Raw genomic sequence first — 16,232 nt, forward strand, 5'->3', positions numbered from 1 at the left:
AGTATGTGCGCAACAGTGGAGGAGGGGTCATGACATCCGTGAACTCATTCGGAGCACAAACCACCCTGAGCGTTGATTCTCAGGACTACACGATTTACTCGCTTGACGCGGTCGATGGCCTCGACAAGCTTCCGTACTCACTGAAGGTTCTTGCGGAAAACCTGTTGCGCACCGAAGACGGAACAAACATCACCGCCGAGCACATCAAAGCGCTCGCATCGTGGGATCCGGACGGTGAGCCTGACACCGAAATCCAGTTCACCCCTGCGCGCGTCATCATGCAGGATTTCACCGGCGTTCCCTGCATCGTGGACCTCGCAACGATGCGTGAAGCAGTAGCTGACCTCGGTGGCGACCCGACTCTGATTAACCCACTGGCCCCCGCTGAAATGGTCATCGACCACTCCGTTCAGATTGACGTTGCCGGCACCTCAATCGCATTCGAACGCAATGTTGAACGCGAATACGAACGCAACCAGGAACGCTACCAGTTCCTCCGCTGGGGGCAGGGCGCATTCGACAACTTCCGCGTTGTCCCGCCGTCAACCGGCATCGTTCACCAGGTCAACATTGAGCACCTCGCCCGCACGGTTTTCGTCAAGGATGAAGCCGACGGCTCGAAGATGGCCTACCCCGACACCTGCGTCGGCACTGACTCGCACACCACAATGGTCAACGGTCTCGGCGTGCTTGGCTGGGGCGTCGGTGGTATTGAAGCCGAAGCAGCCATGCTTGGCCAGCCTGTTTCGATGCTGATCCCGCGTGTTGTTGGCTTCAAGCTGAAGGGTGAAATCCCCGCTGGCGCAACCGCCACCGATGTCGTGCTCACGATTACGCAGATGCTGCGCGCACACGGAGTCGTCGGCAAGTTCATCGAGTTCTACGGCGGCGGCGTGGGCGCAGTTCCGCTCGCGAACCGCGCAACGATTGGCAATATGTCGCCGGAGTTTGGCTCCACTGCCGCCATCTTCCCAATCGACGAGGTCACGCTTGACTATCTGCGCCTGACGGGTCGGAGCGAAGAATCGATTGCCCTAGTTGAGACATACGCGAAGAAGCAGGGTCTCTGGCACGATCCTTCACGCGAAGCCCGCTATTCCGAATACCTTGAACTCGATCTGTCGACGGTTGTTCCTTCGATTGCAGGCCCGAAGCGCCCGCAGGACCGTATCGAGCTGTCGGACTCGAAAGATATGTTCGGCAAGACAATCGGCACCTACGCGCCGGATGGTCCGCGTGAGGATGTTGAGTTGATGCTAGCCGATGGGACGAAGACTCGCCTGAACCACGGTGATGTGGCGATCGCGTCGATCACTTCGTGCACGAATACGTCGAACCCATCGGTCATGTTGGCTGCCGGTCTGCTGGCACGTAACGCTGTGAAGCGTGGTCTGACGTCGAAGCCGTGGGTGAAGACTTCTCTGGCACCCGGTTCCAAGGTTGTCACCGACTACTATGAGAAGGCAGGCCTCTGGGACGACCTCAATGCTCTGGGCTTCAACCTGGTTGGCTATGGGTGCGCTACCTGTATCGGTAACTCTGGCCCGCTAGCTCCCGAGGTTTCTGCTGCGGTGAACGACAACGACCTCGCTGTCGTGTCGGTTCTGTCGGGCAACCGTAACTTCGAAGGTCGCATCAACCCCGACGTGAAGATGAATTACCTGGCGTCCCCGCCACTTGTCATCGCCTACGCGTTAGCTGGCACGATGGACTTCGACTTCGAGAATGATCCGCTGGGAATCGACCCCGCAGATGGTTTAGAAGTGTATCTGCGTGATATCTGGCCGGACGCCGACGAAGTGCAGAAGACAATTGACGCGTCGATCAACCGCTCCATGTTCGAAAACGACTACGCGGATGTCTTCGCTGGCGATGAACGCTGGCGCTCTCTGAACACCCCCGAAGGCGATGTTTTCGCATGGGAGGAAGAATCCACCTACGTGCGTAAGCCCCCGTATTTCGAGGGCATGGGCTTGGAGCCTGCTCCAGTCTCGGATATCGAAGGTGCTCGCGTTCTGCTGAAGCTCGGCGACTCGGTGACAACCGATCACATTTCGCCGGCTGGCGCTTTCAAGCCGGAAACCCCCGCAGGGCAGTACCTGATGAGTCACGGAGTCGAGCGCAAGGACTTCAACTCCTACGGTTCTCGCCGAGGCAACCATGAGGTCATGATCCGCGGTACGTTCGCAAATATCCGTATTCGTAACGAGATGCTTCCCGGTGTTGAAGGCGGTTTCACGAAGAACTTTGCTCGCCCGGGTGCACCGGTTTCAACCGTGTATGACGCCAGCGTCGACTATCGCGCCATGGGCACACCCCTCGTTGTCCTCGGTGGCAAGGAATACGGTTCTGGCTCGTCGCGTGACTGGGCAGCAAAGGGAACCTCGTTGCTCGGCGTGAAGGCCGTGATCGCTGAATCCTTTGAACGTATTCACCGCTCGAACCTGATCGGCATGGGCGTCTTGCCCTTGCAGTTCCTCGAAGGGCAGACGCGTGACTCTTTGGGATTGACCGGTGATGAGGTCTTCTCAATCCACGGTGTCACCGCATTGAATCAGGGCATAACCCCGCAGGTTCTGACGGTCGAAGCCCTGCGCGAAGACGGTACCTCCGTTACCTTCGATGCGCGCCTACGTATCGATACGCCCGGTGAGGCTGACTACTATCGACATGGTGGCATCCTGCAGTACGTTCTGCGGGGCCTCGCTCAGCGTGACTAATAAAGAACACGCGCGGTAAGACGGGTGGGGAGGCAGAAGGAAGAATTCCATTGCACTGACGAATGAATCGTGCGTGGAGCTATGGAGTGCGTGTCCAGCCTGCTCGTGGCGAGGACGATAAGTGACGCCCCCGCTATACATTCCGCGCCGGAAGCGCTTACTACTTCGTTTTCTTTCAACGGCTAATACTGCGGATAAAGAATGCCTGATTGATGGCACGCCACCCTACGTTACTGTGCGCTACCGAGTTGGTAGTTGCCTTCAAGGTTGTGCGAGTGAATTATTCACGAGGCCTGGAGGCCGCATACCACGCTGCACCGACGATGCCGGCGGTATTACGAAGCTCAGCCGGGACCATCTTTGTCTTCAGATCAAGCAGCGGCATGAACTTCGCGTGGTTCTTCGACACGCCACCGCCGACCACGAACAGGTCGGGGCTGAACAACATTTCAACGTGACTGTAGTACTTCTGAAGGCGCTTCGCCCACTTCTTCCACGACAGATCCTGAAGCGTCTTCTGACCGGACGAGGCGCGGGTCTCGGCGTCGTGGCCGTCGATCTCAAGGTGGCCGAGCTCAGAGTTGGGGACGAGCTTGCCGTCCATAATCAGAGCCGAACCGATGCCTGTACCGAGCGTCGTTACAATGACCAGACCCGGGACATTCTTCGCAGCACCGTATACGACCTCTGCCAGACCAGCAGCATCAGCGTCGTTGAGTGGAACAACCGTGCGACCAAGGTGCTTTTCCATCAGCTCAATGACATTCACACCAACCCACGACTCATCCAGATTCGCCATAAAAGGAATAACGCCGTGAATCACTGGAGCTGGGAAGGTAATTCCGACAGGAATATCGGAGGCAACCTCAAGACCTTCAAGAAGCTGACGGCAAACATCAGCAACTGCATCAGGGGTTGCAGGCTTGGGCGTTTCAATGCGAATACGTTCGCCGATGAACTCACCAGTTTCTAGGTCGACCAGCGCTGCTTTCACGCCAGATCCACCAATATCGATTCCACATCCAACGGTCGTCATTGTGCGAATGATCCCTTCCGAAACATCATTGTTCGACTCAGTCGATATCGTATCGTAGCGCCGAGCAACAAGGCTACGCGAACAGTTACGTCCGCGCGGCCTCGTCGATCAGCAAAAATGTGCCAGCCTCAGACTTACGGAAGCGTCAAAATCTCCGCACCGTCTTCGGTGACAACGATGGTGTGCTCAAACTGAGCAGTACGTGAACGGTCAGCGGTCACAATGGTCCAGTCATCGTCCCACTGCTCCCAATCAATGCCACCAAGGGTCAACATCGGCTCAATCGTGAAGACCATACCGGGCTCCATCATCGTCGAATACGCGGGTGCAGCATCGTAGTGAGGAACAATCAGACCTGAGTGGAAAGCCTCGCCCACACCGTGCCCCGTGTAATCGCGGATCACGCCGTAGTCGAAACGCTTCGCATAACGTTCAATGACACGACCGATCACGTTGATTTCACGACCCGGACCAACAGCCTTAATGCCACGCATCATCGCTTCATGCGTGCGTTCAATCAGAAGATGCGATTCCTCGTCGACCTTGCCAACCTCGAACATCGCGCAAGTATCACCGTGAACACCATCAACATAGGCGGTGATATCAACGTTCACGATGTCGCCTTCTTCCAACGGATGATCGTCGGGAATGCCGTGGCAGATGACCTCGTTGATCGACGTGCACAAAGACTTCGGGAAACCCATATAGCCCAAGCATGACGGGTAGGCATTGTTGTCAATGAGGAACTCGTGGCCAATACGGTCGAGTTCGTCGGTCGTCACGCCCGGTGTGACGCTCTTGCCCACAGCCTCCAGAGCCTGAGCAGCAATACGGCCCGCGTGACGAATACGCTCGATCGTCGACACGTCCTTAATATCCGACGCAGTCACGCGCTCCGGACCCTCGTGGAACATGTATTCAGGACGATCAATATGAGATGGGACTAAACGAACAGGGGAGATAGTTCCCGGTTTCAAGCTTCCAAGTGGCGCACGCTTGGCTAAATCAGATGCATGAGTCATACCAATAAGACTAGTCCTTTCGTTCACCTCGGGCAGATGGCCAGGCAACGAGGCTCCTATATGACGCTGACTGGGGCAGACAACGAAGATATGAAGCCAGCGTGAGTGACCCCATGTGGACGACAACGCAGTATCTTGCAGGCTCGGACTATCATGGCAGGGCATATAGTGCGTTCAAAACGAGATCTAATTGGAGGAAACAGGACATGGCCCAGGAAGCCCCTGACCTCAATCCACTGGATAGCGCAGCCGTCGACGCCCTCGTCACAGCTGCACTTTCAGATATTGAAGCCGCATCTTCACTCGAAGAACTCAAGGCCACAAAGCAAGCGATCCTTGGCGACAACGCCCCGCTGGTCGCAGCCAACCGCATCATCGGTTCCCTCGAACCCACAGACCGTGGCACGGCAGGTAAGAACCTCGGTGGCGCTCGTGGCCAGATTTCGAAGGCTCTCGCCGCCCGTCAAGAGGTGCTTGAAGCTGAGAACGAGGCACGTGTTCTTCGCGAAGAATCCGTCGATGTGACTGCCGGTGGACATCGCACGGTGACGGGTGCACGTCACCCGATCGAGACTCTCATTGAAGAGATCGAAGATGCGTTTACATCCATGGGTTGGGCTATCGCTGAAGGCCCCGAAGTTGAACACGAATGGTTTAACTTCGACTCCCTGAACTTCGACATCGACCACCCGGCTCGTCAGATGCAGGACACGTTCTACGTTGACGGCACTTCTGCTGGCGGTCAGAACGCTGATGATGGGCACCTCGTGATGCGTACTCACACGTCGCCGGTGCAGTCGCGTGCCATGCTTGACCGTGGTGTCCCGCTGTACGTCGCATGCCCGGGCAAAGTGTTCCGTTCTGACGCTCTCGACGCGACGCACACCCCGGTCTTCCACCAGGTCGAAGGTTTGGCCGTTGATAAGGGCCTGACCATGGCGCACCTGAAGGGCGTACTCGATCACTTTGCTCAGGCAATGTTCGGTCCCGAAGCGAAGGCGCGCCTGCGCCCGTCGTTCTTCCCCTTCACTGAGCCCAGCGCCGAACTTGATATTTGGTTCCCGCAGAAGAAGGGTGGCGCCGGCTGGATTGAAGTCGGTGGTTGCGGCATGGTGAACCCCAACGTTCTCAGGGCAAACGGAATTGACCCGGAGGTCTACACCGGTTTCGCATTCGGTATGGGTATTGAACGCACCCTCATGCTCCGCCACGGAATTGCTGACATGCACGACATCGTTGAAGGTGACGTTCGTTTCAGCCAGCAGTTCGGTTTGATTGGAAAGGGACACTGACATGCCAATGGTTCCGATTTCTTGGCTCGCCGATCACGTCGAGGTTCCCGCTGAGCTTGATGCTGCGCAGCTTGCAGCAGCGCTGGTGAAGGTTGGTCTGGAAGAAGAGGCAATCCACCCCGCAAAGGTCACCGGTCCGCTGGTTGTTGGCAAGGTTCTGACCCTGGTGAAGGAAACTGCCTCCAACGGCAAGACTGTCAATTACTGTCGCGTCGACGTTGGTCAGTACAACGACGAGCCGGGTACCGGTAAGGAACCTTCGGATCTGCCAAGCCGTGGCATCATCTGCGGTGCTCACAACTTCGTTGAGGGCGATCTCGTTGTTGTTTCCCTGCCCGGTGCAGTTCTTCCCGGCGATTTCGCGATTGCAGCGCGTAAGACCTACGGTCACATTTCCGATGGCATGATTTGCTCCGCCCGCGAACTGGGACTGGGCAACGAGCACGATGGCATCATCGTGTTGCCGAAGTACTTCCCGGACCGTGAGATTCCTGCTCCGGGTTCTGACCTGCTCGGTTTCCTCGGCTTGGGCGAAGAGACTCTTGAGATCAACGTGACCCCTGACCGCGGTTACTGCTTCTCAATGCGCGGTGTCGCACGCGAATTCGCGCACTCGACGGGTGCGAAGTTCACGGATCCTGGTCTGGTTGGAAACCTCGTCGCTTCGGTGCCCCAGGCAACCGCTGACGGATTCGAGGTGCGTATCGCAGACGACGCGCCGATCCACGGTAAGCCCGGTGCGGACCGTTTTGTCACCCGCATTGTTCGTGGCGTGAACCCCTCGGCTCCCAGCCCGCGTTGGATGATCGAGCGTCTCGAAGCAGCAGGAATGCGTAGCCTCTCCCTGGCCGTTGACATCACCAACTACGTGATGCTCGACCTTGGGCAGCCAATGCACGCCTACGACCTGAATGCTCTTGAAGCTCCGATCGTTGTCCGTCGCGCACGCGCCGGTGAGCGTCTGACCACGCTGGATGAGGTCGATCGGCAACTGGATCCGCAGGATCTGCTGATCACGGATTCTCCGAACGGTGAAGGATCACGCATCATCGGCATGGCCGGTGTTATGGGTGGCCAGTATTCGGAGGTCGAGGATTCCACGACGGATATTCTCCTCGAAGCCGCTCACTTTGATGCGGTGTCGGTCGCCCGTACCGCACGTCGTCACCACCTGCCGTCTGAAGCGTCGAAGCGCTTCGAACGTGGCACTGATCCCCAGCTTGCTCCTGTCGCAGCTCAACGAGCTGTTGACCTGCTGGTTGAGTACGGCGGGGGAACGGCAGATGCAGCAGTGTCCGACTTCAACGAAGTCGCGCCGGCCTCGTCAATTCGTTTCCCGTACACCGATGCCGCCCGCTTGATCGGCGTTGACTACTCGAAGGAACGCGTTGAGGAGCTTCTCACTGAAATTGGTTGCACGCTCGACGAAATCGAAGATGGAATCTTCAACGTGACCGTTCCGACGTGGCGTCCCGACCTGACCGGTTCTGCCCACCTAGTCGAGGAAATTGCGCGTCTTGACGGTTTCGACACTATTCCGTCGATTCTGCCGTCGGCTCCTGCCGGTGCTGGTTTGACTGAAGCTCAGCAGGCGCGTCGTCACGTTTCTGCGTTGCTTGCAGCTTCTGGTTTGGTTGAGGTTCTCAGCTATCCGTTCGTTTCGGATTCCTTTGATCGTCAGCGTCTCGCTCAGGGCGATGAACGTCGTCAGGCTCTGAAGCTTCGTAACCCGCTTGCGGATGATGCACCCCTGTTGCGCACCTCGATCATTGACACCTTGCTTGACGCTGCCGGACGCAACGTTGCACGCGGTAGCGACCGCGTGGCGCTGTTTGAAACCGGACTTGTTGTTCGCCCTGCAGGCACAGTTCCTGCCGATCTTCTGAGCGCTGAACAGCGCCCGACTGATGAGGAACTTGCTGGACTGCGTGCTGGCACTCCTGCTCAGCCGTGGCATGTGGGTGTTGTCCTTGCCGGTCGTGCCTCGGCTTCGCCGGTTGTCGAGCCTGCTCGCACGTTCGCATGGTCGGATGCGCTTGAGACGGTCGAGAATATTGCGTCTCTTCTGGGCGTTCGCATTGAGGTCACTCGCGCGTGGGATGCCGACTACAAGAAGGTGCCCGGTCCACTGATGCCTGAACCTGCATCGGATCCGGCTGATGTTGCTCCGTGGCATCCGGGTCGTGTTGCTCGCGTATTCGTCCGCCGTGGTCGCGATTTGATTGATATCGCGATGGCTGGCGAACTTCACCCCGGCGTGTGCAAGTCGTTTGGCTTGCCGGCCCGTTCGTGCGCCGCAGAGATTGATCTGTCTGCTCTGATTGAGGCGATGAGCGGTGAGCCGACGCAGGTGAAGCCCGTCTCGACTTACCCGATTGCGAAGGAAGACATCGCTCTTGTTGTGTCGAAGTCGATCCCTGTTGCTCGCGTCGAGCAGGTTGTTCGCCAGGGCGGGGGAGCGTTGCTTGAAGAAGTAACGCTGTTCGACATTTTCGAATCCGAGACACTTGGCGCTGACGTTCGCTCGCTGGCGTTCGCTCTGAAGTTGCGTGCGCCGGATCGCACGCTGAGTGCCGACGAGGTTCGTAAGGTTCGTGAAAGTGTCGTCGCGAAGGCGGGCAAGGTGCTGGGAGCACAGTTGCGCTCCTAGTTAACGAGGCCCCTGACGGGCCACGATGACCGATAGAACAGCCGGGCTGGAGTCCGAGCCTTGTGTATCTTGACTCAGTACGAGATATCAGCGCGACTCCAGCCCGGCTTTCTGCCACACTTATAGCTATGCATATCCTTGTCACTGCCTCTTCAAAGCATGGTTCAACAAACGAAGTTGCCGACGCGATTGCGAGGCGACTCGAAGATGCCGGTCACACGGCTGATCGCATCGCGCCGGAGGATGTTACTTCTGTTGACGCTTATGACGCTGTGATTTGCGGTTCGGCTGTTTATATCCTGCAGTGGATGGATGAAGCGCACGATTTCATGGATCGTTTTAGTACCCAGCTTGAAAACAAGCCCGTGTGGGCATTCTCGGTTGGTATGAATGGTGTTCCGAAGCATGCCCCTCAGGATCCGACTCGTATCGGCCCGCTTCTGACTCGCGTCAGTGCTATTGATCTTCATTCTTTTGCTGGTCGCTACACCCCATCGTTGCTTTCGTTGCGTGAACGCTCGGTTGCGCGTCTTGCTGGTGTTGTGGAAGGCGATTTCCGCGACTGGGATGAGATCAACGAGTGGACTGATTCGATTCTGAAGGAGCTCGAACAGCGCTGATTTCGGTGCCTCGCACCATTGTGCAATTTATGCATAGTTGTGTATAATCATGCATATGGGAGATCGAAGCACACAAACGCCCGCTGCGCGGCGTGAAGCAATTCGTTCAATTCTTGCTAGCGGATCAATCGGTTCGCAAAAGGATCTTCGCGATCTGTTGCGTGAGCAAGGTATTGACGTTACTCAGGCAACTCTGTCGCGCGACCTTGTCGATATGCGTGCGACAAAGATTCGTGTGGCTGACGGCACTCGCATCTACTCCGTTCCCGATATTGATGGGGGAGCAACCCACGAAGGTGAAGCCGGACATGAACGCTTGCAGAAATGGTGCCAGTCGATCCTCGTTACCTCAATCCTTGTCGACCATCAGCTGGTGCTCAGGACAACGGTTGGGGCAGCTAATCTCTTGGCGTCAGCTATTGACGCTGTTCGTCTTGACGCGGTTGCGGGAACAATCGCGGGCGACGACACAATCCTTGTGATTTGTCGATCTTCTGAAGATGCGCAGCAGACGCAGTCGTACCTGATGGATCTTGCTGAACCCGGATCTTCCACTCACTGAACCCACACTTTTCTTATTCACTCCACTCTCACACTTTCATCAGAGAAGGAATACAACATGGCAGAGCATAAGGACCGCGTTGTCCTCGCATACTCGGGTGGTTTGGACACCTCCGTTGCTATTGGTTGGATCGGCGAACAGACCGGTCGCGAGGTCGTTGCGGTTGCAGTTGACGTGGGGCAGGGCGGCGAAGACCTCGAGGTCATCCGCCAGCGCGCACTCGACTGCGGTGCGGTGGAAGCCTACGTCGCAGACGCTCGCGACGAGTTCGCCAACGAATACTGCATGCCGGCACTGAAGGCGAATGCCCTCTATGAAGGTAAGTACCCGCTGGTTTCAGCTCTGTCCCGTCCCGTGATCGCCAAGCACCTGGTGAAGGCTGCGCGCGAATTTGGTGCACACACTGTTGCTCACGGTTGCACCGGCAAGGGTAACGACCAGGTGCGTTTCGAGGTTTCGATTACGTCGATGGCCCCCGACATGGACTGCATCTCGCCGGTTCGTGACCTTGCGCTGACGCGTGACGTTGCTATCGAATACGCCGAGAAGCACCACCTGCCGATCGAAACGACGAAGCATAACCCGTTCTCGATCGACCAGAATGTGTGGGGTCGAGCAATCGAAACTGGCTTCCTTGAAGACCTGTGGAACGCGCCGACCAAGGACGTCTACGTTTACACCGATGATCCGACTTACCCGCCACTTCCGGATGAGGTTGTCATTTCCTTCGAAAAGGGCATCCCGGTAGCCATTGACGGTCGCGCAGTCACCCCGCTTGAAGCAATCCAAGAGCTGAACCGCCGTGCAGGCGCTCAAGGCATCGGTCGTATTGACATGGTCGAAGATCGTCTGGTTGGCATCAAGTCACGTGAGATTTACGAGGCCCCCGGTGCTCTCGCTTTGATCGAAGCACACCAGGCTCTGGAATCCATCACCCTCGAACGCATGCAGCGCCGCTACAAGCGTGGCCTTGAGCAGATGTGGGGTGAATTGGTCTATGAAGCCCAGTGGTACTCACCGTTGAAGAAGTCCATGGATGCGTTCATTGAAGATACTCAGCAGTATGTGACCGGTGATATTCGTATGGTTCTGCACGGTGGCCGTGCAACTGTGAACGGACGGAGTTCCGAGGCCTCGCTGTATGACTTCAACCTGGCAACCTACGAGACTGGCGATAGCTTCGATCAGTCCTCGTCGCGTGGATTCATTGATATCTACGGTCTGCAGTCGAAGCTTGCGGCTGCTCGTGACGTCCGTCTGGGTAACTCGCAGGGCTACTGAGCAGACGCTCGTTTGGTCAGACAAACACTGATATGCACGTGTGCCCAAGGTTAATTTCCTTGGGCACACGTGTTTTCTTTATCGAAGTGTGCCCAATGGACACCGGGGCGTGGCACGTTCTTTCGCTAGAGTGGTCACGATGAAAGAGTCGGTTGAGTTTCTACGCAGGTATCGGGCGAAGACGACGCCTGAGCGTCGAGCCTTAGATATCGTCACCATTGCAATCTTCTTTCTAGGATTCGCAGGCCAAGGCGTACGTAATATCGTTGGCTTCTACGGGTCTTCCGTTGTCATGGTGACACTATTCGTTGCTTTGGCATATCTGATGCATCTCAATCAGATTCGTTTCACACAGGCTGCGTATCCACTTGCCACACTGCTGTTCGTCATGTGGTGCGCTTTATCGGTCATATGGTCGCAATATCCGCATTATTCTGCGATGTTTGCCGTCGTGACAATCGGCGTGACTCTTACAGGTTTGGCGATTTCTGCCTGCTACACGTTTACGGAAACAGCGAATCTTCTCATCGTTTCGTTCAAGGTCATTCTGATTGTTTCCTACGCTCTTGAGCTGTTCACCGCTCTTATCTGGAAACAGCGCTTAGCTCCGATTCCAATGATCCGTGCTGGGGAATCCGTGCCCGATATGTCCTATTGGGTTTATGGAGATCTTTTTAATGGCGGCCCTATTCAAGGCTTCCCCGGCAATCGGAATCCACTTGCGTTTATTGCGTTACTGTTGATTCTCTGTTTGCTTGTCAAATGGATGTCAACGTATAAAAACACGACGTCAACGATTATCTGGCTGATCATTTCGATTGTGACAATCACTCTGACGCGTTCAGGAACGGTCACCGTCGCCGTCATCATCTGTATGGCGATCGCAATGTCCTTCGGTTTGGTGAAGTCGGTGACGCGTCCTCATCGTCCCGCCCTGATTTCTTTGATTACCTCGCTGACTCTGACAGGAGCGGTGATCGCACTGTTTAATCGTTTGGCGATCACTGACTTCCTTGGTCGTTCCCCGGATTTTTCAGGTCGTGGTGACATCTGGAAGGCGCTTGTTCCCATGTGGAGCCAGCATCCGATTCTCGGATGGGGCTTCACTATTGGCTATCAGGGGGATGTGCCTGTTTTTTCGAATTTCATTCGTCGCGGTGATGGAACTCCGACAACTCAGGCTCACAACTCGTTTATCGAGGCCCTTTTCCAGACAGGCATTATCGGAGTCTCAATTCTGAGTGTCGCCGTTGCGACGGTATTCTTCGGCACGTTCATTTACGCTGTGCGCCATATCGATGAATCCCGCAGGGTTGTAATGCCAGCAATGATTGCTTCGGCATTGATTATTCAGTCGACGGTTGAATCTCGCCTTTTGTTTGAAGGCAACTGGATTCTTTTTGTCATCTTGGCAGCATGGGTGGCGAAGAAACAACCGTTTGCTTCACTGTTTGCAAAATATGGTCCGTTTAAACGTCTCGCGAATTGGAGTTTGTCGCGAGGGCAAGGAATGATGAACCCGTGACTTCACAAGAGAGAACAACACCGACCGCTTTGTGGGGTGGCCGTTTTTCCGGTGGTCCCGCGCAGGCGCTCGCAGCCCTTTCAGTTTCTACCCATTTCGATTGGCGTCTAGCGCATGTGGACATTGCTGGTTCTCATGCCCACGCTGACGCGCTGTATGAGGCTGGCCTCTTAAGCGATGATGAAATCGATGCGATGCATACAGCGTTGGCGCAATTGGATGCCGATGTCGCGTCGGGTGCGTTTGTTCCATCGCCGGACGATGAGGATGTCCATACGGCACTCGAGCGTGGTTTGCTTGAGCGTGCAGGTAGTGAGCTTGGCGGAAAGTTGCGTGCGGGGCGTTCGCGTAATGATCAGATTGCAACACTGATCCGCATGTACCTGCGTGACGAGACGCGCCATATTGCGAGCCGCGTCCTGGATGTTGCGGACGCGATTATGTCGCAGGCTGAACGTGCTGGTGACGCTGTTATGCCGGGGCGTACTCATATGCAACACGCACAACCCGTTTTGGTGGCGCATCATCTGATGGCACATGCCTGGCCTCTGATTCGCGACGTTGAACGTTTTGCCGATTGGGATAAGCGTGCCGCGATTTCTCCCTATGGTTCGGGCGCTCTGGCAGGTAATACTCTCGGCATGGATCCGCAGGCTGTTGCTCGTCAGCTCGGCTTTGATGATTCGGTGGATAATTCGATCGATGGAACCGCGTCGCGTGACATCGTTGCGGAGTGCTCTTTTATCCTTGCGATGATCGGCGTTGATATCTCCAGGCTCAGCGAAGAAATCATCATGTGGAACACCAAGGAATTCGACTACGTGACTCTCGATGATTCCTTCTCAACAGGATCATCGATCATGCCTCAGAAGAAGAATCCCGATGTGGCTGAACTCGCCCGCGGTAAGGCTGGTCGCCTGATCGGTGATCTGATGAGCCTATTGACGGTGCTCAAGGGCATCCCGCTGGCATACGATCGCGATCTTCAAGAAGACAAAGAACCGGTCTTCGACCAGCTGGATACGCTCGATGTTTTGCTGCCCGCTGTGTCGGGAATGGTGGAAACGATGACCCTTAACTTAGAGCGCATGGCGGAGCTCGCACCTCAGGGATTCTCGCTTGCCACGGACATTGCAGAATGGCTTGTGCGTAGGGGAGTGCCCTTCCGTAGCGCGCACGAAATCTCTGGAGCTTGCGTCAAGATGGCAGAGCGACGTGGCGTCGAGCTTGCTGATCTCAGCGATGAAGAATTGACCTCGGCCTCGTCGCATCTGACCCCGGATGTCCGCGAAGTCCTGAACGTCGTAGGATCTGTATCCGCGCGACTTGGGAAGGGCGGAACTGCTCCTGTTCGCGTTGAGGAACAACGACAAGCACTTGCTGTCCGTATTGCTGGATGCCGTGAATGGGCGTCCACCCCAACCCGCTAAGATAGCCTCGGCTACTTCGAGCCGAAATGGAAGGAATTTAAAGTGACCGACATTCTGGATGACCTCCAGTGGAGGGGTCTCATCGCCCAGCACACCGACATTGATGCTCTTCGCGAGCACCTGAACGCCGGGCCGGTCACCTTTTATTGTGGCTTCGATCCGACTGCAGCTTCTCTGCATCACGGACACCTTGTTCAAATTCTTCTGATGCGTCACCTGCAGCTGGCCGGTCATAAGCCACTTGCACTTGTTGGTGGGGCAACCGGTCAGATTGGCGATCCGCGTCAATCGGGTGAGCGTCAGCTACAGCCGACCGAGGTCGTTCGCGGTTGGGCAGACAATTTGCGCAACCAGATCTCGCGTTTCCTCGATTTTGAAGGAGCAGCCGCGGCGACGATGGTGAACAACCTCGACTGGACTGAGGAACTAAGCGCCATTGATTTGCTCCGCGGTATCGGTAAGTACTTCCGCGTTGGCACGATGCTCGGTAAGGACATCGTTGCGCGCCGTTTGGCATCGGATGAGGGCATTTCCTACACGGAGTTCTCCTATCAGATCCTGCAGGCGAACGACTTCCTTGAACTGCATCGCCGTTACGGTGCCACTCTTGAAACCGGCGGTAACGATCAGTGGGGCAACATGATTGGTGGCGTTGACTTGATTCGTAAGGTTGACGGCGATGTGTCGCACGTGCTGACGACCCCGATTATTACGAAGGCTGATGGCACGAAATTCGGTAAGTCCGAGGGCGGTGCGATTTGGCTCGACCCGACGATGATGAGCCCCTACGCCTTCTACCAGTTCTGGCTGCAGGTTGAGGACGCCGATGTTGTTCGCTTCCTGAAGATCTTCACCTTCCTTGACCGTGCTCGCATTGAAGAGCTTGAGGTTGAGGTTGCAGAGCGTCCTCATGCGCGTGCAGCCCAGAAGGCTCTGGCGGCTGAGGTGACGAAGCTTGTTCACGGTGAAGAAGAGTATGAGCGTGTTCTTACTGCAACCAACGCCCTCTGGGGTGGCGGAGATCTGCGCGCAATCGATGCGGACACCTTGGCTTCTGCTACGTCGGACCTTCCTCGCGCAACTCTGAAGCTCGGTGAGGCAACGATGGTTGACGCGTTGGTTGAAACCGGTTTGGAAAAGGGACGAGGCGCCGCACGTCGCACGATTGATTCCGGTGGTGCCTACCTGAACAACGTCAAGTTTGAGGACGTGGAAGCTGTGTTCACGGCTGACGACGTTCTAGCTGGTCATCGACTGCTGATCCGCAAGGGCCGTCGCAACCTTGCTGTCATCGAATTCGACGACTGAAGCGTCCGTATGGGAATCGCATTGATTTCCTGATTGGATTCACCGGTGGGGCGGAAACGTAGTGTTTCCGCCCCACAGTGCGTTTCTAACAGGTAATTGCATCTCGATAGTGGTGCTTTGCTGAGTTGTTACCGGACAATTTGTGTGTCTATTGGTGGCGTGTCGTGTTGTTTTAGGGTTTGTATCTGCCTGCCCAGGTTTGCGAACTGTCCCAGGATTTGTTCCGTTTGAGTAGACGGGAAAATCGGATTATGCCCAGTGTTCTTTGACGTAGTGGTCGCCGTGTACGCACGCAAGCGCATGTATGTGGCTACGTGTAGGGGTATCTGTGTGGGGTGGCGTGTAAGGGTCTGTATGTGGCGATGTCTGGGCGTCGTGTGACAGTCGGCGTTTGCTACGGAGATCTGGGTCGCAATCACGGTCTAGTTTTGTGGTATATAAAACGCTGATAGATCACAGTTTTATTGTTTCCTTGCTGGTCAGGGCTTGTTTTTGGTGAAATGGTGCGGTTTTGGTGGTGTGTGAGGGGTGGGGGGTGAGGTTTGTGTTGATTTGACGGTTTGGTGTGGGGGGTGAGGTTTGTGTTGATTTGACGGTTTGGTGTGGGGTGGGTATTGTTTTTGTTGTTGCGCCGGGTGGTTGCAGGCCTTTGAGACTGTTTGTGGTTGTGGGTTTGTGATTGTGGCGTGGTTGCTTCCTCCCCTTTTTTTGATGGTTGCGGTTTTTTGTGGCTGTTTTGGGGTGTGTGGGTGTTGTTTGTGAACTCGATAGTGTGTTTGTTTTTAT

At 55.9% G+C, this 16,232-nt stretch carries 12 protein-coding genes; 9 read left to right on the forward strand and 3 right to left on the reverse strand.

Annotated features, from left to right (window positions below; genetic code table 11):
* The first annotated feature begins 29 nt into the window (after nt 1-29).
* A complete protein-coding gene (acnA, locus tag PG731_RS07175) occupies nt 30-2,720 on the forward strand; it encodes an aconitate hydratase AcnA (RefSeq protein WP_270773044.1) in 2,691 nt (896 codons plus the stop codon).
* A 280-nt stretch (nt 2,721-3,000) separates the two neighbouring features.
* Here acnA and ppgK read toward each other — a convergent pair whose 3' ends face one another.
* Nucleotides 3,001-3,756, reverse strand: a complete 756-nt coding sequence (ppgK, locus tag PG731_RS07180; RefSeq protein ID WP_270773045.1) for a polyphosphate--glucose phosphotransferase — start codon at nt 3,754-3,756, stop codon at nt 3,001-3,003.
* A gap of 134 nt (nt 3,757-3,890) precedes the next feature.
* The gene (gene map / locus PG731_RS07185) at nt 3,891-4,778 is read right to left on the reverse strand and encodes a type I methionyl aminopeptidase (protein WP_270773046.1); all 888 of its coding nucleotides are present in this window, start codon (nt 4,776-4,778) and stop codon (nt 3,891-3,893) included.
* Between the two features lie 206 nt (nt 4,779-4,984).
* Between map and pheS the strand changes: the two genes are divergently transcribed.
* From pheS to tyrS, 8 genes are all read left to right on the forward strand, one after another.
* On the forward strand, nt 4,985-6,070 hold the full coding sequence (gene pheS, locus PG731_RS07190; RefSeq protein ID WP_270773047.1) for a phenylalanine--tRNA ligase subunit alpha: 1,086 nt from the start codon (nt 4,985-4,987) through the stop codon (nt 6,068-6,070).
* Nucleotide 6,071: 1 nt separating this feature from the next.
* A complete protein-coding gene (pheT, locus tag PG731_RS07195) occupies nt 6,072-8,720 on the forward strand; it encodes a phenylalanine--tRNA ligase subunit beta (protein WP_270773048.1) in 2,649 nt (882 codons plus the stop codon).
* 128 nt (nt 8,721-8,848) lie between these two features.
* The gene (locus PG731_RS07200; RefSeq protein ID WP_270773049.1) at nt 8,849-9,340 is read left to right on the forward strand and encodes a flavodoxin domain-containing protein; all 492 of its coding nucleotides are present in this window, start codon (nt 8,849-8,851) and stop codon (nt 9,338-9,340) included.
* A 49-nt stretch (nt 9,341-9,389) separates the two neighbouring features.
* Entirely contained in the window at nt 9,390-9,902 is a 513-nt protein-coding gene (locus PG731_RS07205) for an arginine repressor (protein ID WP_101627207.1), read from the forward strand.
* A gap of 57 nt (nt 9,903-9,959) precedes the next feature.
* The gene (locus tag PG731_RS07210; protein ID WP_270773050.1) at nt 9,960-11,183 is read left to right on the forward strand and encodes an argininosuccinate synthase; all 1,224 of its coding nucleotides are present in this window, start codon (nt 9,960-9,962) and stop codon (nt 11,181-11,183) included.
* A gap of 109 nt (nt 11,184-11,292) precedes the next feature.
* The gene (locus PG731_RS07215; protein ID WP_270773051.1) at nt 11,293-12,708 is read left to right on the forward strand and encodes an O-antigen ligase family protein; all 1,416 of its coding nucleotides are present in this window, start codon (nt 11,293-11,295) and stop codon (nt 12,706-12,708) included.
* Nucleotides 12,705-14,138 (forward strand): argininosuccinate lyase, encoded by a 1,434-nt coding sequence (gene argH / locus PG731_RS07220; protein WP_270773052.1) that lies wholly within the window; start codon nt 12,705-12,707, stop codon nt 14,136-14,138. The genes PG731_RS07215 and argH overlap by 4 nt, the downstream gene beginning before the upstream one ends.
* 42 nt (nt 14,139-14,180) lie before the next feature.
* Complete coding sequence (gene tyrS, locus PG731_RS07225; RefSeq protein ID WP_270773053.1) at nt 14,181-15,446, forward strand: tyrosine--tRNA ligase; 1,266 nt, start codon at nt 14,181-14,183, stop codon at nt 15,444-15,446.
* Between the two features lie 415 nt (nt 15,447-15,861).
* Here tyrS and PG731_RS07230 read toward each other — a convergent pair.
* Nucleotides 15,862-16,232, reverse strand: a 371-nt coding sequence (locus tag PG731_RS07230; RefSeq protein ID WP_270773054.1) for a hypothetical protein, incomplete at its 5' end; no start/stop codon positions are given.

Origin of the sequence: Pauljensenia sp. OF14-1SRA, from assembly GCF_027694595.1 — a bacterium.
Lineage (GTDB): Bacteria > Actinomycetota > Actinomycetes > Actinomycetales > Actinomycetaceae > Pauljensenia > Pauljensenia turicensis_B.